The sequence below is a fragment of the Flavivirga eckloniae genome, from assembly GCF_002886045.1.
GTDB lineage: Bacteria > Bacteroidota > Bacteroidia > Flavobacteriales > Flavobacteriaceae > Flavivirga > Flavivirga eckloniae.
Genome location: NZ_CP025791.1, coordinates 4,507,013 through 4,526,938, shown reverse-complemented (window position 1 = coordinate 4,526,938; position 19,926 = coordinate 4,507,013). Strand labels below are relative to the sequence as shown.

The following is a 19,926-nucleotide window of genomic DNA, read 5'->3' as shown; positions in this document are numbered from 1 at the left end:
AATTATTATTTAAGAGCACCAGCTGGTAGCTTATCCCAAAAAACCTGAGTTGTAGTAGGCTTTTGATTTAATGATGTATTACGATCTACAGCATCTTCTGGTAAGGAAAATGTTCTTGGAAAAGGAATAGACTCGTTTACTACGGGTATTTGTAAATTAGATGGAAATCCGGTTCTTCTATAACCGTTGTAGGCCTCAATAGAATTACCAAACGCGGCTATATAATACTCCCTCAGAACTATTTCTAAACGCTGCTCATCAGAACCAATTAGATATTCTTGTAATACTACGTCAACATATGCATCTATATCCGATTGCTTAGCGGCGTAAAGATCTCTTACATTCATTTCTTCATCTTCCACGGTTGCAGGATCATCTTCTATTACAACTTTATCAAGAGCTTCTTTATTAAGTTCACCATAGGAAATTACTTTTGCCATAGATCCTCGTATTCCAGCTTCAAGAGATGCTAGGGCATCTCCATTAGCGCCTAATGAAAGTACAGCCTCTGCTTTTAAAAATTCCATAAATGATGAGAGCATTACCGGAAATATTCCTGCGCCTCCTAAATTAATCGTGGTAAACGCTGCTGCCGGATTATCCGCATCAAAAGCACCACCCCCGGGGTATAAACCATAAACTGTTTTAAGAAAACGGTCATTTGGCCTTGCACGAAGGTCTTCATGATCTCTTCCCCAATAAAAATCGCCTATATAACAAAAATCAAAAGATGGGTCGTCAATACAACTCGAAGTAAGATCGGTATTCGTTTGACGATATACATAATATCGTAATCGTGGGTCTCTTACTGTTTTAGAATCTTTGAGTAACCACATAAAATAATTACCTATATATTCTGTTTGGCCCTCTCCGTTATCGTATCCACGCTCAAAATATGGATGTCTGCTGTCTACCGGTGTTTGAGCATCTGAGTATTGAAATTGAAAATCGTTTGATTCATCATCAATTAAATTGTCATGGGTTAGCAATGCATTAATACCACTGGTATTAGCTGTATTTAATAATAATCTGAATTTAAGACTATTAGCCATTTTTATCCACTTGTCAGCATCGCCATTATAGAAAAGATCGGTGTTTGGGGCTAATGTGGCGTTATTTAAATCTATTATAGCAGCGTCAATATCTGCTAAAATTGCTGTATAAATGGTTTCATCGTCATCTGGAGCAGGATTAAAAATGTCAATATTATTGGCTTCAGAGAATGGAATATCTCCTAAATAATCTACTAAAGTCGCAGTTGCGTATGCTTGTAATAGTTTTGCCATACCTTTATGGAACAGTAAATTATCATCGTCTTTTGCCAAATTTGAAATTATTCGGGTATTCTCTCTAATACTGTATACATCAAGCCACTCACTATCTAAGGCGTCGGGTTCAGCAATATCGCTATAAGAATCTGTCATGGATTCATATCTCATAACATCGTCTGTGTGCAAACTAAAGTCATTCATAACTTCTGCAAAAACGACCTGTAGCTCATTCAAAACGAAATTAGCATCTACCGATTCAGGTGTTAATTCATTAGGGTCTTCTTGCAAATCGAAGTTTGTTATTTCGCAGGACTCAAAAAAAAGGCCGCATAATAAACAAATTAATATTTTTATTTTTTTCATAAATACTCGTCTTTTTAATTAAAATGAAATAGAAACTCCGAAAGCATACCTTTTGGTTGTTGGAATGGTTGTGCTTCCTCTATCAACATCTGGGTCTATGTTTGTATACTTTGGATAGTTAGGAGCGTTAAAAAACACATTTCTTCCACTTAGCGTAAACGCAATATTATCGAACGGTAATTTGTTCTTTTTCCCATCTAAAGTATAGGATAACGCAACTTCTCGTATTCTAAATAAAGATGTATCGAAAAGCCTAAAATCATTCGCCTCCAAGTAATTAGAAAATGCTGTTCTATTAGCATTTGCCTGTATCGTATTTGGTATGGTTTGTCCGTTAGCATCCAAAAAAGGAAGCCCGGTACTTGGGTCTCCTAAAACCCCCGGTATTATAAAAGAACCTTCTCTATTTTCGGTGTCTCTTGTAACCCCTCTTCTTAACAAATCGTATGCTGTTTCAGATATGTTATCTCCACCATGCGTATATTCAATTTGAGCAGAAAAAGTAAATCCTTTATAGCTCAAACTGTTAATAGTGGTTAGCGCCCAATCTGGCGTTGGGTCTCCAATAATTTTATCGGGAAAACCAATATCGTCACTAACGATTAACTCGCCATTATTGGGGTTTATTAAAAGATTGCCTTCGCTATCCCTTATGGCATAATCTTCTTGTATCACACCCAAGGGCTGTCCTTGAATCGCAAAACGGTCGTTATCCAAACTAATTGGAGCATTTAGTTCTACAACCTCGGTATTGTATGCTGTAAATACGTTTGTTAAGTTCCAAATAAAACTGTCGCTTTTTAATATATCTATGCCTAAATCTATTTCTAATCCTTCACTATCTACTCTACCAATATTAACAGTTGTGCTGGTAAAACCTAAAGCAGGGTCTAAAGGACGACTAACGATTTGGTCTTTAGAGATACGCTTAAATACGGAAGCTTCTAAACTAACCCTATTATTAAATAATTTACTCTCAACACCAACTTCAACTTCTTTGTGCAACTCGGCTCTTAAATCTGGGTTTGCCAATACGCGAGATACTCTACTAGATCTTAGGGCTCCTTCAGATGTAATAAAACGTTGTGGGTCTGAAACTAAAGTATTTCGTGTTCTAAAGCGACCTGGAAATCCTGATGACGTCGCATAGGCGCCTCTTATTTTTAAATAATTGACAATATTGGAATTGAAATCGAGGGCCGAAGTGGGTAAAAACGATACGGATACGCCCGGATAAAATAGGGATTGATTTTCTTTTTCTAATGTAGAACTCCAGTCATTTCTTCCCGAAACGGTTACATATAAAAATTTATCATAATTAAATTCCAGTTGTCCAAATACACCAGCAAAATTTTCTTTAGATCTTGATGCATCACCCGATTGGGTATCAAAATTATCTGGTCTTAAAAAACCAAATACGACTTGATCTTCGAAACTAGCAGAATTGGATTTATTATTAATTGTTTGTGAGTTTACACCTATTTGACCATCTAAACCAATTTTTTTATTTAATTGGTAGCTCGTACTTAAAATTAATGATTGATCAATTGTTTGAAACTTATCATAATCTAATTCTAAAAACCCAGTAGGGTCATCAACACCACCTCTATTGGCAAAATCAAACTCATCCTGCACCTCGTTGTCTAAACTTACACGATAGCTCAGATTCCAATGGTCATCAAAATTATAATTAGCCCTAAAAGTTCCAAATATTCTTACCACATCATCATTTCTACCGGTATTATTAATAACCCAGTTTGGATTTTCTGAAGGTCTGTAATACACATTTGCACCGGTTACTGGGTCTTGAAATGGTAAATTAAATGCATCTATGTTTCTGGGGATATGTAATAATATCTCAAACATATCCGCTCCATTTTGCGAGTTGCGTTTTCTTGTTGAATAGTTAATTGTAGCTCTAACATTTAGTTTGTCTGTTACTTGTGCAGATCCGCCAATGTTAAAATTAAATCTTTTAAGATCATTATTTCCTATAATACCTGTTTCGTCTGTATAACCCGCCGATAGGTTAAATGAGGTCTTTTCTTGAGATGAATTAAAATTAATGGCTGTAACGGTTCCTATTCCTGTATTAAAAAAACTTTTTACATTGTTTGGAATTGGTTTATAAGGTACCTCTACGTTTGCAAATTCGGGAAAAGCTGGATTACTAGCATATGGATGCGGTACAACATCCAACTCTGAAAAAGCGGCACCCCAATTACCAACAACGCCTCCTCTAAAGCGGTTATCGCTTCCTTGACCATATTTGTTTTGATATTCTGGAAGATTGGCTACTTGATTGGTATATACTGTATGTGAAAAGTTTATTGAAACTTTTTCTTTCCCTGGACTTCCGCTGCCACTTTTTGTTGTTATTAGTATAACACCATTTCTACCATCACTACCATATAACAACGAAGCGTTTAATCCTTTTAACACACTAAAGTCTTTAATATCGTTTGGATTAATATCTATTAAACCTCCATTAAAAGGGGCTCCATCTACAACTATTAGTGGGGAATTGCCATTAGTAACAGATAAATCGCCCCTTACTCTTATAGATGCCTGATTACCTGTACTACCGCTATTTACATTAATTTGTACACCTGCAACTTTACCCTGCAAAGATCTGGCTACATCTGTTTCGGCTTTGTTTTCAAGTTGTTTTCCTTCAAGTGTACTAACGGCATATCCTAAGGCTTTTTTCTCTTTTCTAATGCCTTGAGCGGTAACTATTACTTCTTCTAATACGCCTACGCTTTCTTTTAACTGAACATCGATCACCAAAGATTGGGCAACGACTACTTCCTGAGTTGTATAACCGAGAAAGGAAAATACTAATACATCTCCCGGATTGGCTCTTATCTCATAATTTCCATCAAAATCGGTAGAAGTTCCTGTGGTAGTATCTTTTATCAAAATACTAACTCCGGGCAATGGCAAACCGAATCCATCTTTTACTTGACCTTTAATTTGTTGCTGAAGGCTTTCTTTTATAACGGCTTTTTCTACCTCAACAGGATCTGGTTTTCTTTTTATAATAATCTGTTTATCTAAATATTCAACAGATACATCAAAGGGTTCTAAAAGCCTATTAAGAATTGAAGATAATTTTTTCCTCTTAACAGATATGCTTACAATTTTATCTGTTTGAAAAATGCCCTTTTCATATAAAAACTTATAATCTGTTTTGTGTTCTATCTCATTTAAAACAGATCTAAGTGTCACTTCCCTCATATCTAGAGTCACTTTGGTGTTTTGAGAGTATGAGTTGGCGTATGATTGTAATAATGATACAAAAAGGAGAAAATATGTAAGTTTCATTTTTAAACTTATTTTCAAAGGGTCGAGCGCTAACACCCAACCGATAGTATTTTTTTTCATACTTTTGGTAAGATTTAAATTAATGGTTATTCATTTTAAATCACTTTCTAAATCGGAAAATGTTCGCCCATTTTCCGATTTTCTTTATAAAAGTGTTTCTTTTAAATTTTGCTGGTTAGGCACTGTGGAGGCTTTAATAGGAACTTTAGAGTTTTCATTGTTAGTTTATGATTATTTGATTATTGTTTAATACGTAATTAAATGATGCTGATATACTTAAACTTTTCATAACCTGATCTATACTTTCTATATCAAACCTGCCAGTGAACTTTCTGCTTTTAAGCGCTTCATTATTATTTATAAAAGTGACATTATACTGACGTTGTAATTTTTTCTGAATGGCTTCAAAAGGAACTTCATTTAGTATCAACCTGCCGTTCATCCAAGCAACGTACTGTTCTATATTAACCTTTTCAACATTTATATTTTTATGTTGTTTATGCCAAGAAGCTTTGTAGCCTGGTTTTAAAACTAGAGGTGCTTCAGTGTCTTTATCTTTTTCAAATACCTCAACAGCCCCTTCGACCAATATTGTATTAATCATCTCGTTTTCTGGATACGACGTTATATTAAACCTTGTTCCTAATACTTTAATATTGAGGTCTTTTGCGTTTACCAAAAAAGGATGTTTAGCATCTTTAACGACATCGAAATAAGCTTCGCCATCTAAAAACACTTCACGGTTTAATCCGTTTAAGAATTTTATTGGATATCGTAATGAGGTACCTGCATTTAAGTGCACTTTAGTTCCATCGGACAAAACAACTTGAAAACGTTTCCCATAAGGAACGGTTAAAGTATTATACGCTAGCTTTTCTTCTGAAATATTATTTGTATAGGCAATAGAGTTCCCTGTTCGAGTACCAACAACTAACCCTTTGGCATTAACGATCTGTTCGCTCTCTTTATCTGAAATTATTTTTACATCACCGTTATCTAATTGTAATGTAATAACTTCGGCAGGTATTTCTGGTGCCGATTTCGAATTGGAGTTTATAAAATTCGTATAGTATAAATACCCCATTCCTATACCAAAAAACAATGTTATAGTTGCAGCTATGGCATACCTTTTATAGATATGCTTCGTCGTTATTGCGCTTGATTTTTCAGGAGATTTTTTTAAATCAATTTTTTCTAGGACAGCTTCTAGCAACTGATCATTATCTGATGGTTTTAAGGCATCATTAGTAAGATCTGCATTGATCTTTTCCCAATGTTGTTTCATAGAGTCTTTAACATCTTCTTCCACATCTATTTCATGCAGGTACCCAAAAAGCTCTTCAAATTCCGACTTACTTATCGTATTTTTTATAAACCGTTGTAATAGGTTCTTAATGTGTTCACTTTTAGTCATGCCCATGTTTAGTTAAGGAGGTTTTATTTCAATATAGAATCAAGGCGTCTATAAATTATACACCTACGTCTATTAAAAGTCCTTCGCTAAAACGTACTTTTTTTAATTATAGATTGAAATTTTTGAAGAAACCAAAGAAAACTAAATCACAATACTTTCATTATCATACAATTACATACTTTAAAACGTGAGCCAATATTTTTATTTTGAATAGGTATTTAATTATAAATTAGTTGATACTTGATCTGTCATTCCTGCAAAAGCAGGAATCTATTATGAAAGTAAATAGGTGAATTTATGAATGGGTTTTAGCAAACAAGTGGATTCCTGCTTTTGCAGGAATGACAAATAACTAATATTTTGTATTTAAAGACCCCCTCCTTAATCCTCCCTCTAGGGAGGAATCTCACTCGGTAAAATTGTCCCCTTGAGGGCAATGTCATTTAGTTAAGGAAATTTATGTCTGTTCGCAGTCGAGAACTTTTTAGCATCAATGAATAAAGAGGTTTCGACTTTAGCCTGTCTTGAGCGCAGACAAAAGGCTCAACCTGACACTAGAAAAGAATATATCAGGCTATGAAAAGAAGAAGAGGCATAAAAACTTTATAATATTTTCCACGTGTGGTCGCAATTGTAACTTTATAGTTTCTTTTGCTTTCCATAAGTGGTTTTTAACCGTTTTTATTTGAAGTCCAAGTAACGATGCTATTTCAGAATGACTTTTCCCTTGTTGTGCTGAAAGCCTATAAACAGACCTCTTAGATTGAGGTAATGCTTCTACGATATCTTCTATTACTTTTTGATATTCTGAATAAAACAAATTGTTTTCGATATGTTCATATTCTTTAGAAACATTATTCCAGAGTTCTTTTCTTATAACTTCTCTTCTGGAAGCATCTCTTAAATAATTAAAGGTTCTGTTTTTTGTTAATGTGAATATATAGGAATGGAAGGATTTATTGAGATCTATTTTTTCTCTTTCCTCCCATATTTTTATAAAGATTTCCTGAGTAATTTCTTCTGCTATGTATTCAGATTTGGCATAAGAAAACACAAAATAATACAAACGTCTTTCATAAAGCCTAAAGATCGCTTTGAATGCATCAATCCTTCCCTTTTTCAAGGATTTAATTAATGCTTTATCAGCATTACTATAATCAGGATTATTCATTTTGTTAAATATTTGCCATTAAGACAAATATAACAATTATATCATATCACCTTATTATTTTAGGATAAATCGCTATATTTTTGAGATTTTTGTAATTTTTTACTTAAATAATTACACGCTATACATATTTAACAACCTGTGAAAATCAATTTAAAAGTGTAAATAACTTATTTTCAAGTTAATCTGTAAAAAACTACTTCTTATACATTTTTATAGCGGTTTTATAATCTGTATAGTGAATATACTTTTCATTTTCCATCCATATAACGACTTCGGTATCGCCTTCTTTCATATTTCTAGGAACAAATGGACGTACATTGTCATACTTTGAATTTGTTGTAATTGGTTTTTTATCAATAATACCGCCTTGGTCGTTCAGGGTGTATTTTACAATTTCGAATATTCCGTTTACTTTCTCAGAGGTATAAATAATATTTGAGTTTAAAGGGTTTATAACCATTCCCCCCGAATAGTTAGGTTCTGGCTCTACGGTATTCTCTGGCGTTTGAGGAAACCAGTTTCCTGAATCGCATATTCTGGAATCTATCCATTTTTCTCCATCATATCTTGTATAATGATAGATGTGGTGTTCATCATCTGGGTATCTTGCATAAAGTATTACAGGGTTTCCCTGATTGTCTGATGCAATATCAAATACCCAACTTTTTCCTTTTTCTGCATCTGCCTGATATACTAATGAGGCATCTTTGGGCTCGAAAGGCAATGTTTCAATGGTACAAATTTTTGAGCCATCAACTCTCCAAAATGAGCCTTTTTCGTAATAAGCATAATAAACGGAGTTGGTAGGTTCGTTTCTTGGGTGTCCGTCTGTAAAAAGAATGTGTATTTTGGACTTTCCATCTGAGTAATACTTTGCATATGGCCTGTTCTCGCCATCAAAAGGATAATTGGTTATTAATACTTTCGCTTTTGAAAAGGTCTTGCCATGATCTGTAGATGCCATAAAATTAGGTTTAAAACCTGTCCATCGTCCAAAACAAAACAGCTTTCCCGCTTCTTCTTCTAAAACATATGGATTGGCATAGGTCGTTCTTTTTAACGGAAACTTTTCTAATTCTTTATCATCAAAGGGATCGGAGTGAACAGATGCTCCAAACAAACTATCCTTATTGTTTATACTGGAATGGTACCTTACATAAGAATCGAAATGCTTTGTAAAAAACACCATATTCTCACCATTAACAAGCTCTACAAATGCCGGATTGGCATGATCGTCTTTATCTAACTTTTGCGATAAAGTCTGCTTCTTTATAGCACCTTCAGAATTTATTTTAGCAACCTCAATACTTCCATCTGCTGTTACCCAACCTGTTAAAACTCCTGGTTGATCACCATGTGTATATATAGCTCGGGGATCTGAAAACCAGCACCAAGCGCCATCATCTGTAAGAGTTATGATTGTATCTAATGGCTTAGGGGCCAGATCTGTTAATTCTTTAGTTTTCTTTTCTTGTTTACAAGCACAAAAAAGAATTAATGTGCAAAACATAAAAACATGGTAATACTTCATAAATAATTATTTAAGATAAATAGCTAATTAACGTGAGTTCGATTTAAAAGCAGTCTAATTTTAACGATAAATACACTAAAAATGTTACTTGTCACCTTGAGCGCAGTCGAAAGGTCATTAAAACCTATAATTTTAAATAGGTTTCGACTGCGCTCAACCCGACACTTAAATTAAATAATTGACATTCAACATAATAACATTATGATTACGTCGAACTCACGTTAATTATATTTTTTTGATACAATCTTTAATTAACGTGAGTTTAAAAATAGATTAATCTACGCTATTTTAATTGCTCCTAGTACATCCCAGAAGCTTTTTCTAAATGCCAATTCGATCTTATAAACTTTAATGCATAACCTATTTGGTTTTCAACTGTTTTTGGACTAACATTCATGTCTTGCGCTATCTCTTTTATAGATAACCCTTCAAGTCTACTTTTTGTAAAAGTTTCTCTTCTTCGTTCTGGCATTTTAGAAATTAACCCTTTTAGTCTTTCCATCGTAAAACCATAATCCAATTTTTCAATGGTATCTAAATCGGCATAACTCTTTCTTTCTTCCGCAATTAAATAATCCCGTTGCCTGCATCGTCTAATATAAACTTTCTTTATAAAATTATATGCTATAGTAAAAATATAACCTTTAAATGAATATTCTATTTTAAGTGCTCTTTTCTTTTCCCAAACCTTGGCAAAAACATCTTGAACTACACCCTCTGCCTCTTCGGTAGAGTTTAAATAGTTTAGCGCAAAATAAAATAACTTATTATTGTACTTTTTAAATAATTGATCATAAGCTTCTATACAACCGTTTTTAAGCTCAATAACCAAAAGTTTATCTGAATCTAATCTGGGAGCTGCTTTTATCATTTTATTCTACGTTTTTTTAATCATTAAACTACCTGTTACAACATAACTTCTTTTAACCATCAAGATTCATATACCAATTCATTCAAAGTTGCTCCTAAATAAGCCTGATCGTAAGCCTTAACTTTTTCAAGGCATGATACGAACCCTTGATTATCTCCTTTTCCTTTATAGCCTAGTGCCATTAAATAATAACAATGACATTTATTTCTCAAGCTTAAACTTTCGTCCCAAATTGTTAAATCTGGTAATGACACAGCGAAATAGTCAATCTTAATCTTATCTGTTACATGGGAATTCCCATAATCTATTAACTTATCAAACCTAACTACTGCATCATCCTGTTTTCCTAATTTTAATAATGCTAATCCTTGATAAAAGATAGTATCTGGTTGTTGATCGTTGTAAAACCAAGCTATTGAAGGCTCGTCCACTCCAACAGAAGACTCTGTCCAACAATCGCGTGCTTTTTCTAAATCTCCCAAGCCTTCATACGCGCAACCTAACCAATAATTAATTTCATTTTCCTGAGCACCTTGTAACTTTCCTTCTCCAAGATTATGAGGATATGTTTTAGTTTTTTCTAAATAAGCACGTGCTTCTTCAAAGTTTTTATTTTGAATGCTTTCTTTAGCTAAACCTATTAAACAAGCAACATAGGCCGTAGTAACTTTACCTTCCCCTCCTTCCCAAGGATGGAATTTTCTTTGCATGATTAATTCGTAACCTTTAGCATAATCATTATTTAGTATATACAGATATACCCATTCTATGTATAAATCGTCACGATCTTTAACCAGGTCCAAATGATTTTCGAATTGTTCAAACCTAAACGCAACAGATTTATTTAACCGCTTGTACAATTGATCACGCTCTAAAAATATTCGGGAATCTTTTGGGTTTAGCTCAAAAGCCATTTCTAAAGCATCTAATGCTTTTTCCTTTTCTTCCATTTTATTAAAATATGCCAAAGCCAAATTTCTAAAAGCTATAGAAAATGTATCGTCTCTGGATATGGATGCTTCCCAACATTTAACAGCATCTTCATACTGGTTTGCGTTGTACCAAAAATTCCCTAGATAATAAGATGCTCTTGCACCTTCTGGGTTAATCTTCATAGCCAAATCCAGTGCTAGAGTTGCTTCAACTCTATGAGGAAAACAATAATTAGGGCTACATGTCTCAGCTTGTTCTATTGCTTTTAGGGCTGCAGCTTCTTTTCCTTCTTTTGATAAAAAGTATCCTTTAAAATAGAGAGACATTGGATATACTTGGTCGGCCTCGGTTAAATACAAATCTAGCAATTGGATGGCTTCGGTATACATACCAGCTCCTGCATAATCGAGAGCTATTTCAATATAATTATGAGCGCTATCGCGCATTAATTCTTTCATTTGGGATTTTGCTTGGTCATCTCCCAATAAATGACTTTCGAAATACATTCCGAAATTGAAACGATCGAAGTCCAAAGACTCATCAATTAACGCCTTAGCTTTTTTGTTTAGTCCTTTTTTACGAAGAATCGCAGCTTTTAAATGTCTAGCTTTATGGTTACTCCAATTTCGTAACAACGACCTTTGAACGGTATCTAAAGCCGCATCCCAATTGCCATATATCGCATCTATTTGTGCTATATGAAAATAACCCGAATCCATATATGCCGCATTCCACACAGATTTATAAAATGCTCCGTAGGCTTCATCGTACTTCCCTTGATAGTATAAAGACAAACCTAAATTGAATAGCGGTTCGCCATCATAAGGATTTGGGTTACGGTTTATTTGTCTTTTATACGCTTGTGAAAAATAGGTCTCTGCTGCTGCAAATTTCCCTTTACGAAGCAATAAAAGCCCCATAGCGTTATTACAACGAATATCATTGGAGTCTCTTTTTAGAGCCTCTTTATAATAATCTTCTGGATTAAAAGTAGCATGTCTGTATTGCTCTAAATGAAGACCATTTAAATATAATTCTTCGTTAGTTTCAATATCTGCCGGTAATTTAGCTGGCTTTGCTGCCTCTGGAATTGTACTGTCCTTTTCTTTTTCTGGTTTCCAATCGATTAAAACCCGGCCTTCTTCTGAAACTACCGAAATGTAACATTCATGGCTGGAAGATCCCTCGGGCAATGTTATTTCCTTATAATAGGACGTTCCTGGTTTAAAATCGAAGTACGCCTCATCTATAACCGAGTTGTCTACTTCCAGTTTTACAGCTGTTTTTGGAAATACCCCAGTGGTATATACTTTAATAATTGCTTTATTGTCTTTAAACTCCAAATTCAACATGGCATCTTTGGAGGCATTCTTAACAACACCAATATCTTGGTAAGGCATAAAATACTGTGTAAATGCTTTTTCTTCGTAAGGCATTAGCCATGAAAAATCCGGTTGATTATCGGTATAAACACCACACATTAACTCTATATAGGGTCCGTTTTTATCAGTAAGGTTTCTATCCCATGCTATTCCAAAATCACCATTCCCCCACGTCCATTGCTTTTTGCCGGGCGACACATGATGATTGGCTACGTGTAGCAAACCTCCCTTTGAATCGTTTTCGTATCCTCCAACAAAATTATAATCGGATCTAATTGCCATGTACGATGTTGGTACTGGAATATTTTTATAACGAGAAATATCTGTTCCCGGCGAGTAATCGAATTTATAATAGGTTCCTTTAGCGATTGGGAATTCCGAAACATCACGCTTACCATGATCGAATACGGCATTAACATCTGGTGGAAATACAGATTGATAATCGTCATTTACGGCTACTGCCGGATTTGCCCACCATAAAAAACTTTGGGGTCTAGAAGTCCGGTTATACAACTTCACATTAATTTCCAGATAAGCCTTATCGGGATAAAGTTTAAAACCTGCCATTCCCTTAGTACCCGTCATACGTTCCATTTCGCTACACCAAACCGTTTTCCCTCCGTCTTCGTTCTCTTCTATATAAAAATCTACAGGATCGTAAGTACTTGGTCGGTGGTGTTGTGGCCAATTAAACTCTATACCTCCAGAAATCCAGGGTCCGGCAAGACCTACTAAGGCTGGCTTAATGACTTCGTTATAGTACACAAAATGCCTTTTCTTCATTTTATCGTAAGCCATTTGTACACGCCCTCCAAGTTCTGGCAATATCATTATTTTAACATAGTCATTCTCTAAAAAACAAGCTAGCCATTCTTTGTCTACTTTCTCATCGCTTATCTTTTCTATTACGGGAAAGGGGTATACTTTTCCACTGCTTCCTTGGTAAACTCTTTTTTCCAAAAACATTGGGTTCTTTTCTGGCTCTCCAATTTCATACGTTGGAATACTAACTTTCTCCGACCAAACTTTTACACTCATTACTTCTAAACTGTATTATTTTACAATGATGTTATTTATATCTTTTAAATACATCTGCCTTATATAATTGTTCTATTTGGCTTGATGCTATACAAACATATAACACATCTTCATGAAAAAGAATAGACTATTTTTCGTTAATGATGGATTATATTCTTATTTTTAATAAAACTTAGAAATGAGAAAAAAAGATAGGTTTGAGGGGCAAAAATTATTGGTTCTTCCTAAAAAGGTTAAGAAAAAATTAAAAAAGAACAGTTTAACCAATTATCTGTACATTACAGACATTGGTTATTTTCCAAATGGGAAACACCACTATAGATCCAGAAAGAATGGGAGTGACGAACATATTCTTATTTTTTGTGTTGATGGAAAGGGATGGATCGAAATTGATGGGAAGAAACAACATCTTTCAAAGAACAAGTATTCTATAATCCCAAAACAAACACCTCACACTTATGCAGCAGACCCTAATACGCCATGGACAATCTATTGGATGCATTTTTTAGGAGATAAGGCTGAGGCTTTTGTTTACCCACTGGATTATCCTCGGGAATTAAAAGAAACTAATGTTTCCCGGTTTAAGGATAGAATTGAATTATTCGAAGAAATATATTTTAATCTTGATGCTGGGTACTCAGATCAAAACATGGAGTATAGTAGCATTTTACTTATGCATCTATTAGGCTCTTTTAAATACTTATCCCAATTTCAAAAAATTAAAGAAATAAAACAACAAGACGTTGTTTCGAAAGCCATCGTTTTTATAAAAAGTAATTTACACAAAAAGCTTAGTTTATCTGAAATAGCAGACTACTGTAGTATATCTGTATCTCATCTATGCCTGTTATTTAAAAAGAAGACTGCCTACTCTCCTATAGAGTATCTTATATTTATGCGTATGCAAAAAGCCTGTTCATTGTTAGAATTTAGTAATTTAAAAATAAACATCATAGCCAACAATGTTGGCTATGATGATGCTTTTTATTTTTCTAGAATATTTAAGACTGTAATAGGCAAGTCGCCTTCTCAATATCGCGTTTCCATTTATAAGGCTATTTAAAAAGTGATACCATACCTGTTACGATATTATTGAGCTTTATTAATTTTTAAAACGGCACAACCTCTTTTTATAGGCACTACTATTTTTAATTCACCGTCTACAACTTCAGTTGGCACTACAATAGGATCTTCATCTCCCGGATGGTAGGCATAAACCTTAAGATCGTTTTTAACAAGCTCCTTTTTCTTAATCCTTACCTCTACTAATTGTGCTTCTTTAACATGCGTAATCGGAATAGTGTACCCTCCAAAACTTTTAAAAAGGTTTACTTTGGCATTTTCTTTAGTAGATATTACATGAGGCTCTAAAACCCACTCCTTACCTCTTAATTGGTTGAATAACGGTCCATAATCTAAATAAACCTTATCGGCAAGTTTACTTGGACGGATTGAATGATCGTTTTCAGGGAATGGAGCCATTGGGAATACGCCCATATATAAAAACTTTTGCATAACCTCATCAGAGTCAGGCGTTAATTGCTTATCGTTACTTATCCAGCCCAATACAGGTTTTTGATTTCCTAAAAGTGCCACGGCATTTAACGAAGCTCCTGCATAGGTAAACTCATCAAAAAGACCATCTACATATTTTAATTGTTCAATACGCTTTACATGATTATTTGCATAAATAACTTTATTGTTGTCGTGAAAAACAGGATCTAGTTTTTCCATTATTTTCATCCATGATACATACATAGAACCTACTGGTTGATCTCCCATCCAGCTTACACCATCGTCTGTTTTATGATTATAAAAACGTGTCCAATCCATTCTGTTAATACAAATACCATAAGAATTTGGTAATTCTGTTACGAGCTTATTTGCCTGGTCAACTAAAAAGTCCTGATAACTCTTTACACCAGGATCCATAACTACAGCTTTCTCCCAAGTCCAAAAAGGCTTGCCCGGTTCGGTGTTATAAACATCTTTATCTACAACAGGCTTTTGGTTATCTGGCACAAAAAGCATAGCATCTGCAAGATGCTCATATAAATAATCATTAGCATCTAACCACATTGAAGCTCCAGATTTTTTGGGTGCTGGTTTTGGGTATTTTATCTGAGTTCCAAATTCAGTGACGTTAAAATAATTTAAAACATAAAACCCTTTATCGTCCATATTCTTACTATAGTCGCTCATTTTAGAGATCGAAGTTGATTTACTACTTGCACCACCACGTTCTCTTACAAAACTAGACCATACCTCATTTTTGTCTACAGGAGGAATAAACATACCCATGTAAGGAAAATCAAAGGAAGCTCTCCAATTTACACGGAATGCCATCTTTTTCATTTTAGCAACATCAAACTCAGCATCACTATTTGAGTAAGCTCCTGTTCCCGATATTTCTTTAGCTAATGGATTGGTAGGGTAAAAATAAGATCTGTAACGTTCTACCATCCAACCAAGACTGCTTCTCCAATCTGCCTGATGTGGTACTAAATCCATTGAAAACCTCAAGACTTTACCACCACCTATTCGATGATTGAATCTGGAAAACTTAACTGTTCCATCCTTTTTAGTTTCAAGGTTTATATCGAGTAATGTATCTTCTGGAGATAAAATCAAACTTAACCCCATATCATGATCTTTTTCAAAAAAACTAATCATAGGCATGTTAATGACATCACCTTGAAACGGACAATACAAAACACCAGAATCATCATATTGGTATCTTGGCGCCCCATAATGCCAAAGTTTATTTGTTACCGGTTGCGCTACCAAAGGATCTTCCCAACTGGTTAAGCTACTTAAATCTCCTGAGTTAATAATAGCATCGGCTATTTGCTTGTTATTTGTTCCGCCGCCACTAGTGTCCCCTCTGGGGTCTCCCCATGGCGCCCATAATTTTACTTTATCAGATACTGGGTATTGCAAAACGGTTTCGATAGGTGTCGACCAAAATTCGCCTGCATCCAAAACTGTGATAACCCAGTTTAAACTTTCTTTAGAAACTGTAAATGTTTCTTTAAGCTCTACACTACTGTTCGACAAAGTATCTCGAAGGACTTTATGAAACTCTATAACTGCTTCAGATATTTTTTCTGCATTAACCTTAATAACCTTGCAGTTCTTTAATAACGAATTTCCCTTTACTTTCCTTACTTGTTTATTGTCGTGGAACATCACCTGACTTATAGTACCTGAATTAGTGAACTTAACTTCAAATTTAGAGGTACTCAATGTTAGATCTTTCGAATCTTGCTTTTCTGCACATGAAACGATTAAAAATGTAAATACTAATAATATTGATCGATAGATTATTCTAAAACGGAAATTTTTGATTAGGGACATAAAAATTTATATTTAAAGGTTAGTAATTGGTTTTTCTATAATGGTTTTAGTTCTCTAATATAGAATTCTTTTTTTTATCACCAATGCATTCAACCAAAAAACATCCGAAAAACGTGAATTAGCCTCACTTTCCATGTAATTCTTTCTTACGTTTTAGGGCTTCCAAAAAGTAATAATCTGCATATACTATTGGTACATCTATTTCTGAATTTTTAGGCATATTACCTGTTGAATGATCTAATAAAAACCCATGATGGGTACCTACCTTATTTAAATAGTTATCTGAAACAAGTGTACTTAGGGTTTGGTTAGCAAATTCCAAATAGGTTTCTTTATGAGATGAAAACCCCGAAAGTTCGTATAAAGCAGAAGCTGTAATGGCTGCTGCAGACGCGTCTCTTGGCTCGTTTGGGATTTTAGGAGCGTTCATATCCCAATATGGAATTTTATCGTCTGATAGATTTGGATAAGATATAACTACTTTTGCTATTTTTTCGGCCTGTTCTAAATATCTTTTAAGACCGGTTTCTCTATACATTACCGTAAATCCGTATAAACCCCATGCTTGCCCTCTGGCCCATGCCGTATTATCTGCATAGCCTTGATTTGTAATTTTCTGAAGAACCTTACCTGTTTCTGGCGAATAATCAACAACATGATACGAGCTGTTATCTGCTCTAAAATGATTTTTAATTGTGGTATCGGCATGGTTAAGCGCTATATTTTTATAAGTATCATCACCTGTTGCCTTGCTTGCCCATAATAACAGCTCCATGTTCATCATATTATCGATAATAACCGGATATGTATACAAATTTGTAGAATGATCCCAAGATCTTGTGCATTTAATCGTATCGTTATACCTGCTGGCCAACGATTTTGCGGTTTGAATCAATATATCTTTATACTTTTCGTTTTTGGTGGTTTTATACCCATGCCCATAACTACAATACATCATAAAACCAACATCGTGGGTTCCCGTATTATATTGCTGCGATTCTAACAGGTGTGTGTATTCTATAGCTTTATCCTTCCACTTACTATCTCCGGTTAAATCGTGCATCATCCAAAGCGATCCGGGAAAAAAACCACTGGTCCAATCGCTTGTTGGAACCATTATTAGTTTATCACCCTCAACAGATCGGGGCAATACTTTCGTGCCAGAGGTATTTGCTTTTATGATATTACAGGCATAAGTCAATTGGGTTTCTGTTTTAGATATTACATCTTCAATATTAAACTTGCGATCTGGTTTACTTTCACAGCTATAAAGTATAACGATCGACAATAGTAGGATAAAAAAATTCTTCATTTTACTTTTATATGTTAACTTGATACATCCTGTACCTTATAAATAAACAAAAAGTAGCATACCCCTTACCGATATGCTACTCTTAAACTAAACTCAAAACTTAAATAATCTTGCTATGAAGCAATATTGCTTAATTATATAATTATATCAATATCGCTGCAATTACCCCTATGCCAATTATTTTTTTATTTAGTAAGGTTTACATGTCATTCCATGCTAAATTACAGAAAATTCTTTCCTTATTATTATTTTTTATGTACCTTACTTACCTCCTTAAGTAATTGATTAACAGTTTTTAACTTAAAAACTTATTGATTATGAAGACAAAACATTTTGTAATTTTAGCCGTTTTGGCAGTAATTGTTGTTGTTTTTGGAGCTAATTTCTTTTGGTGTAGCGGAGAATGTGAAACACGCAAATGCACCGTAAACAATCCTTGTGTTATAAACGGAAAAAAGTATGTTAGAGGTGAAATATGCGTTAGCGAAGGTGTTTTATGTGACGACGGTATTTTTAGGGATTGCCATTGCAACACCAGAATTATAGGTGCAGGTCCGGCTAATTACCGTCCTACTTGCGATTGTAACTAAGCAACGATTACATTTAGCCGCTTTTTTGCATAATTATTTTATGCATAAAGGTTTCTTTTGGGTTTCAACGACCTTATCCATATTAAAGCAGAAAATCCACCCTCAAATTAATGAGATGTGGATTGACTGACTAACTCAAATAATTATCCTTTATTCTGTATATCCTTCTTCTAATTTATCCTCTAACCAAGTACTAGACGGGTCATAGCCTACAGATCTGTGTACTATTTTGCCTTCTGCATCAAGTAATATTTTAGTTGGAAATCCACTAACACCATACAACTTTACTAAATCTATCTTGTTAGCATCATTTTCTTCTCCAGCTTTTGGCTTACCACGAAGAACATGTTTCCAAACTCCAATTTTATCTTCTTCTATAGCTTTTTTCCAAGCTTCTATTCGCGTATCATCATCAGAAACACCTATAATTTCAAAGCCTTTTGACTTATATTTTGAATATACCTCTAGTAAATGAGGATGACTTTGACGGCAAGGTGCACACCAACTCCCCCAAAAATCTAAAAGCACATAGTTTCCTTTAAATTGAGCTAAGTCCAAAAGGTTTCCATCTACATCATTCGATTTAAAATGAGGGCCTATATTACCAACAGCAGTTCTTTTTAATGCTTTAATATTATCTCCTAAGCTTTTACCTAATTCTGAATTTTTATTACCATCAGACAAGTTTTTGTATGCTTCTGATGCTTCATTAATATCCACATCCCCTTTTAAATCATCTAATAATTCTAAGCTTATGAACGATTCTGGATTGGCTTTTATAAAGTTAAATTTAGCTTCCTTTTCTTTTTGATAAAAAGATTCTAATGACTTGTAAATTTTACCTATAGCTTCTTCATTACTTTTATAGTCTTTATAAAGTTCTTCCAACTCATCAAAAACAGGTTTAAAAGGTTCTTTAGCTTGAGCAAGTTTTTGATTTAAGTTTTCAAAATCATCATGAACATTGCTCCCTATTAATTTTGACTCTTGTATGTTTTTAACATCAACAGTTAAACTCATTTCTTTAGGCTGTACATAAAGTATTTTTGAAAATTTCGTAGGATCTGTAAAATCTCCTTTTATAGTATCTGTTTCTACGGCTATTATAACCGTATTAATCCCCTCAATTGAAGCCTCGTATTGAAATTTACTGTTAGTAACTATTACCGTATCTTGTTTAAAATTTCTATAAAAAATAAGTTTTCCATTTTCAATACCAATCGTTTTTCCAATAATTCGGAAGTGGTCTTCTTTTAGTTTTTCTTTTTTTTCTGCACATCCATTCAGCATTACAGACGTAAGGATAAACAACCCAGACACAAGAATAAGCAGGCTGTATTTATAATTGTTTTTTTTCATTTTTATT

General features: G+C 34.2%; 12 protein-coding genes. 2 read left to right on the top strand and 10 right to left on the bottom strand.

The window, feature by feature from the left end:
• Positions 1-5: 5 nt before the first annotated feature.
• From C1H87_RS18625 to C1H87_RS18595, 7 genes are all read right to left on the bottom strand, one after another.
• Entirely contained in the window at positions 6-1,634 is a 1,629-nt protein-coding gene (locus C1H87_RS18625; RefSeq protein ID WP_102757263.1) for a SusD/RagB family nutrient-binding outer membrane lipoprotein, read from the bottom strand.
• 18 nt (positions 1,635-1,652) lie between these two features.
• Positions 1,653-5,021: a SusC/RagA family TonB-linked outer membrane protein gene (locus C1H87_RS18620; protein WP_102757262.1), complete on the bottom strand. Its 3,369-nt coding sequence runs from the start codon at positions 5,019-5,021 to the stop codon at positions 1,653-1,655.
• Between the two features lie 160 nt (positions 5,022-5,181).
• Positions 5,182-6,375 carry a FecR family protein gene (locus tag C1H87_RS18615; protein WP_158655274.1) on the bottom strand — a complete coding sequence of 398 codons (1,194 nt, stop codon included), beginning with the start codon at positions 6,373-6,375 and terminating at the stop codon, positions 5,182-5,184.
• A gap of 574 nt (positions 6,376-6,949) precedes the next feature.
• A complete protein-coding gene (locus C1H87_RS18610; RefSeq protein ID WP_102757260.1) occupies positions 6,950-7,546 on the bottom strand; it encodes an RNA polymerase sigma factor in 597 nt (198 codons plus the stop codon).
• A 193-nt stretch (positions 7,547-7,739) separates the two neighbouring features.
• A complete protein-coding gene (locus tag C1H87_RS18605) occupies positions 7,740-9,077 on the bottom strand; it encodes a BNR-4 repeat-containing protein (protein ID WP_102757259.1) in 1,338 nt (445 codons plus the stop codon).
• 298 nt (positions 9,078-9,375) lie between these two features.
• Positions 9,376-9,948, bottom strand: a complete 573-nt coding sequence (locus C1H87_RS18600; protein ID WP_102757258.1) for an RNA polymerase sigma-70 factor — start codon at positions 9,946-9,948, stop codon at positions 9,376-9,378.
• A 59-nt stretch (positions 9,949-10,007) separates the two neighbouring features.
• Entirely contained in the window at positions 10,008-13,301 is a 3,294-nt protein-coding gene (locus C1H87_RS18595) for a DUF5107 domain-containing protein (RefSeq protein WP_102757257.1), read from the bottom strand.
• Positions 13,302-13,479: 178 nt separating this feature from the next.
• Between C1H87_RS18595 and C1H87_RS18590 the strand changes: the two genes are divergently transcribed.
• The gene (locus C1H87_RS18590) at positions 13,480-14,364 is read left to right on the top strand and encodes an AraC family transcriptional regulator (protein ID WP_102757256.1); all 885 of its coding nucleotides are present in this window, start codon (positions 13,480-13,482) and stop codon (positions 14,362-14,364) included.
• Positions 14,365-14,390: 26 nt separating this feature from the next.
• Here the strand turns inward: C1H87_RS18590 and C1H87_RS18585 are convergent, their stop codons facing one another.
• A complete protein-coding gene (locus tag C1H87_RS18585) occupies positions 14,391-16,658 on the bottom strand; it encodes a hypothetical protein (RefSeq protein WP_158655273.1) in 2,268 nt (755 codons plus the stop codon).
• A gap of 124 nt (positions 16,659-16,782) precedes the next feature.
• A complete protein-coding gene (locus tag C1H87_RS18580; protein ID WP_102757254.1) occupies positions 16,783-17,970 on the bottom strand; it encodes a glycoside hydrolase family 88 protein in 1,188 nt (395 codons plus the stop codon).
• A gap of 317 nt (positions 17,971-18,287) precedes the next feature.
• Here C1H87_RS18580 and C1H87_RS18575 point away from each other — a divergent pair, with 317 nt between their 5' ends.
• Positions 18,288-18,560 (top strand): hypothetical protein, encoded by a 273-nt coding sequence (locus tag C1H87_RS18575; RefSeq protein ID WP_102757253.1) that lies wholly within the window; start codon positions 18,288-18,290, stop codon positions 18,558-18,560.
• A gap of 150 nt (positions 18,561-18,710) precedes the next feature.
• On the opposite strand, the gene C1H87_RS18570 is transcribed toward C1H87_RS18575, so the two are convergent.
• Positions 18,711-19,919, bottom strand: coding sequence for a thioredoxin-like domain-containing protein (locus C1H87_RS18570; RefSeq protein WP_102757252.1), 1,209 nt, complete (start codon positions 19,917-19,919; stop codon positions 18,711-18,713).
• Positions 19,920-19,926: the final 7 nt, after the last annotated feature.

Excerpts from the sequence above, each read along its gene's own strand:
- C1H87_RS18625 (WP_102757263.1), bottom strand. The coding sequence starts at position 1,634 with ATGAAAAAAATAAAAATATTAATTTGTTTATTATGCGGCCTTTTTTTT.
- C1H87_RS18620 (WP_102757262.1), bottom strand. The coding sequence starts at position 5,021 with ATGAAAAAAAATACTATCGGTTGGGTGTTAGCGCTCGACCCTTTGAAA.
- C1H87_RS18615 (WP_158655274.1), bottom strand. The coding sequence starts at position 6,375 with ATGACTAAAAGTGAACACATTAAGAACCTATTACAACGGTTTATAAAA.
- C1H87_RS18610 (WP_102757260.1), bottom strand. The coding sequence starts at position 7,546 with ATGAATAATCCTGATTATAGTAATGCTGATAAAGCATTAATTAAATCC.
- C1H87_RS18605 (WP_102757259.1), bottom strand. The coding sequence starts at position 9,077 with ATGAAGTATTACCATGTTTTTATGTTTTGCACATTAATTCTTTTTTGT.
- C1H87_RS18600 (WP_102757258.1), bottom strand. The coding sequence starts at position 9,948 with ATGATAAAAGCAGCTCCCAGATTAGATTCAGATAAACTTTTGGTTATT.
- C1H87_RS18595 (WP_102757257.1), bottom strand. The coding sequence starts at position 13,301 with ATGAGTGTAAAAGTTTGGTCGGAGAAAGTTAGTATTCCAACGTATGAA.
- C1H87_RS18590 (WP_102757256.1), top strand. The coding sequence starts at position 13,480 with ATGAGAAAAAAAGATAGGTTTGAGGGGCAAAAATTATTGGTTCTTCCT.
- C1H87_RS18585 (WP_158655273.1), bottom strand. The coding sequence starts at position 16,658 with ATGTCCCTAATCAAAAATTTCCGTTTTAGAATAATCTATCGATCAATA.
- C1H87_RS18580 (WP_102757254.1), bottom strand. The coding sequence starts at position 17,970 with ATGAAGAATTTTTTTATCCTACTATTGTCGATCGTTATACTTTATAGC.
- C1H87_RS18575 (WP_102757253.1), top strand. The coding sequence starts at position 18,288 with ATGAAGACAAAACATTTTGTAATTTTAGCCGTTTTGGCAGTAATTGTT.
- C1H87_RS18570 (WP_102757252.1), bottom strand. The coding sequence starts at position 19,919 with ATGAAAAAAAACAATTATAAATACAGCCTGCTTATTCTTGTGTCTGGG.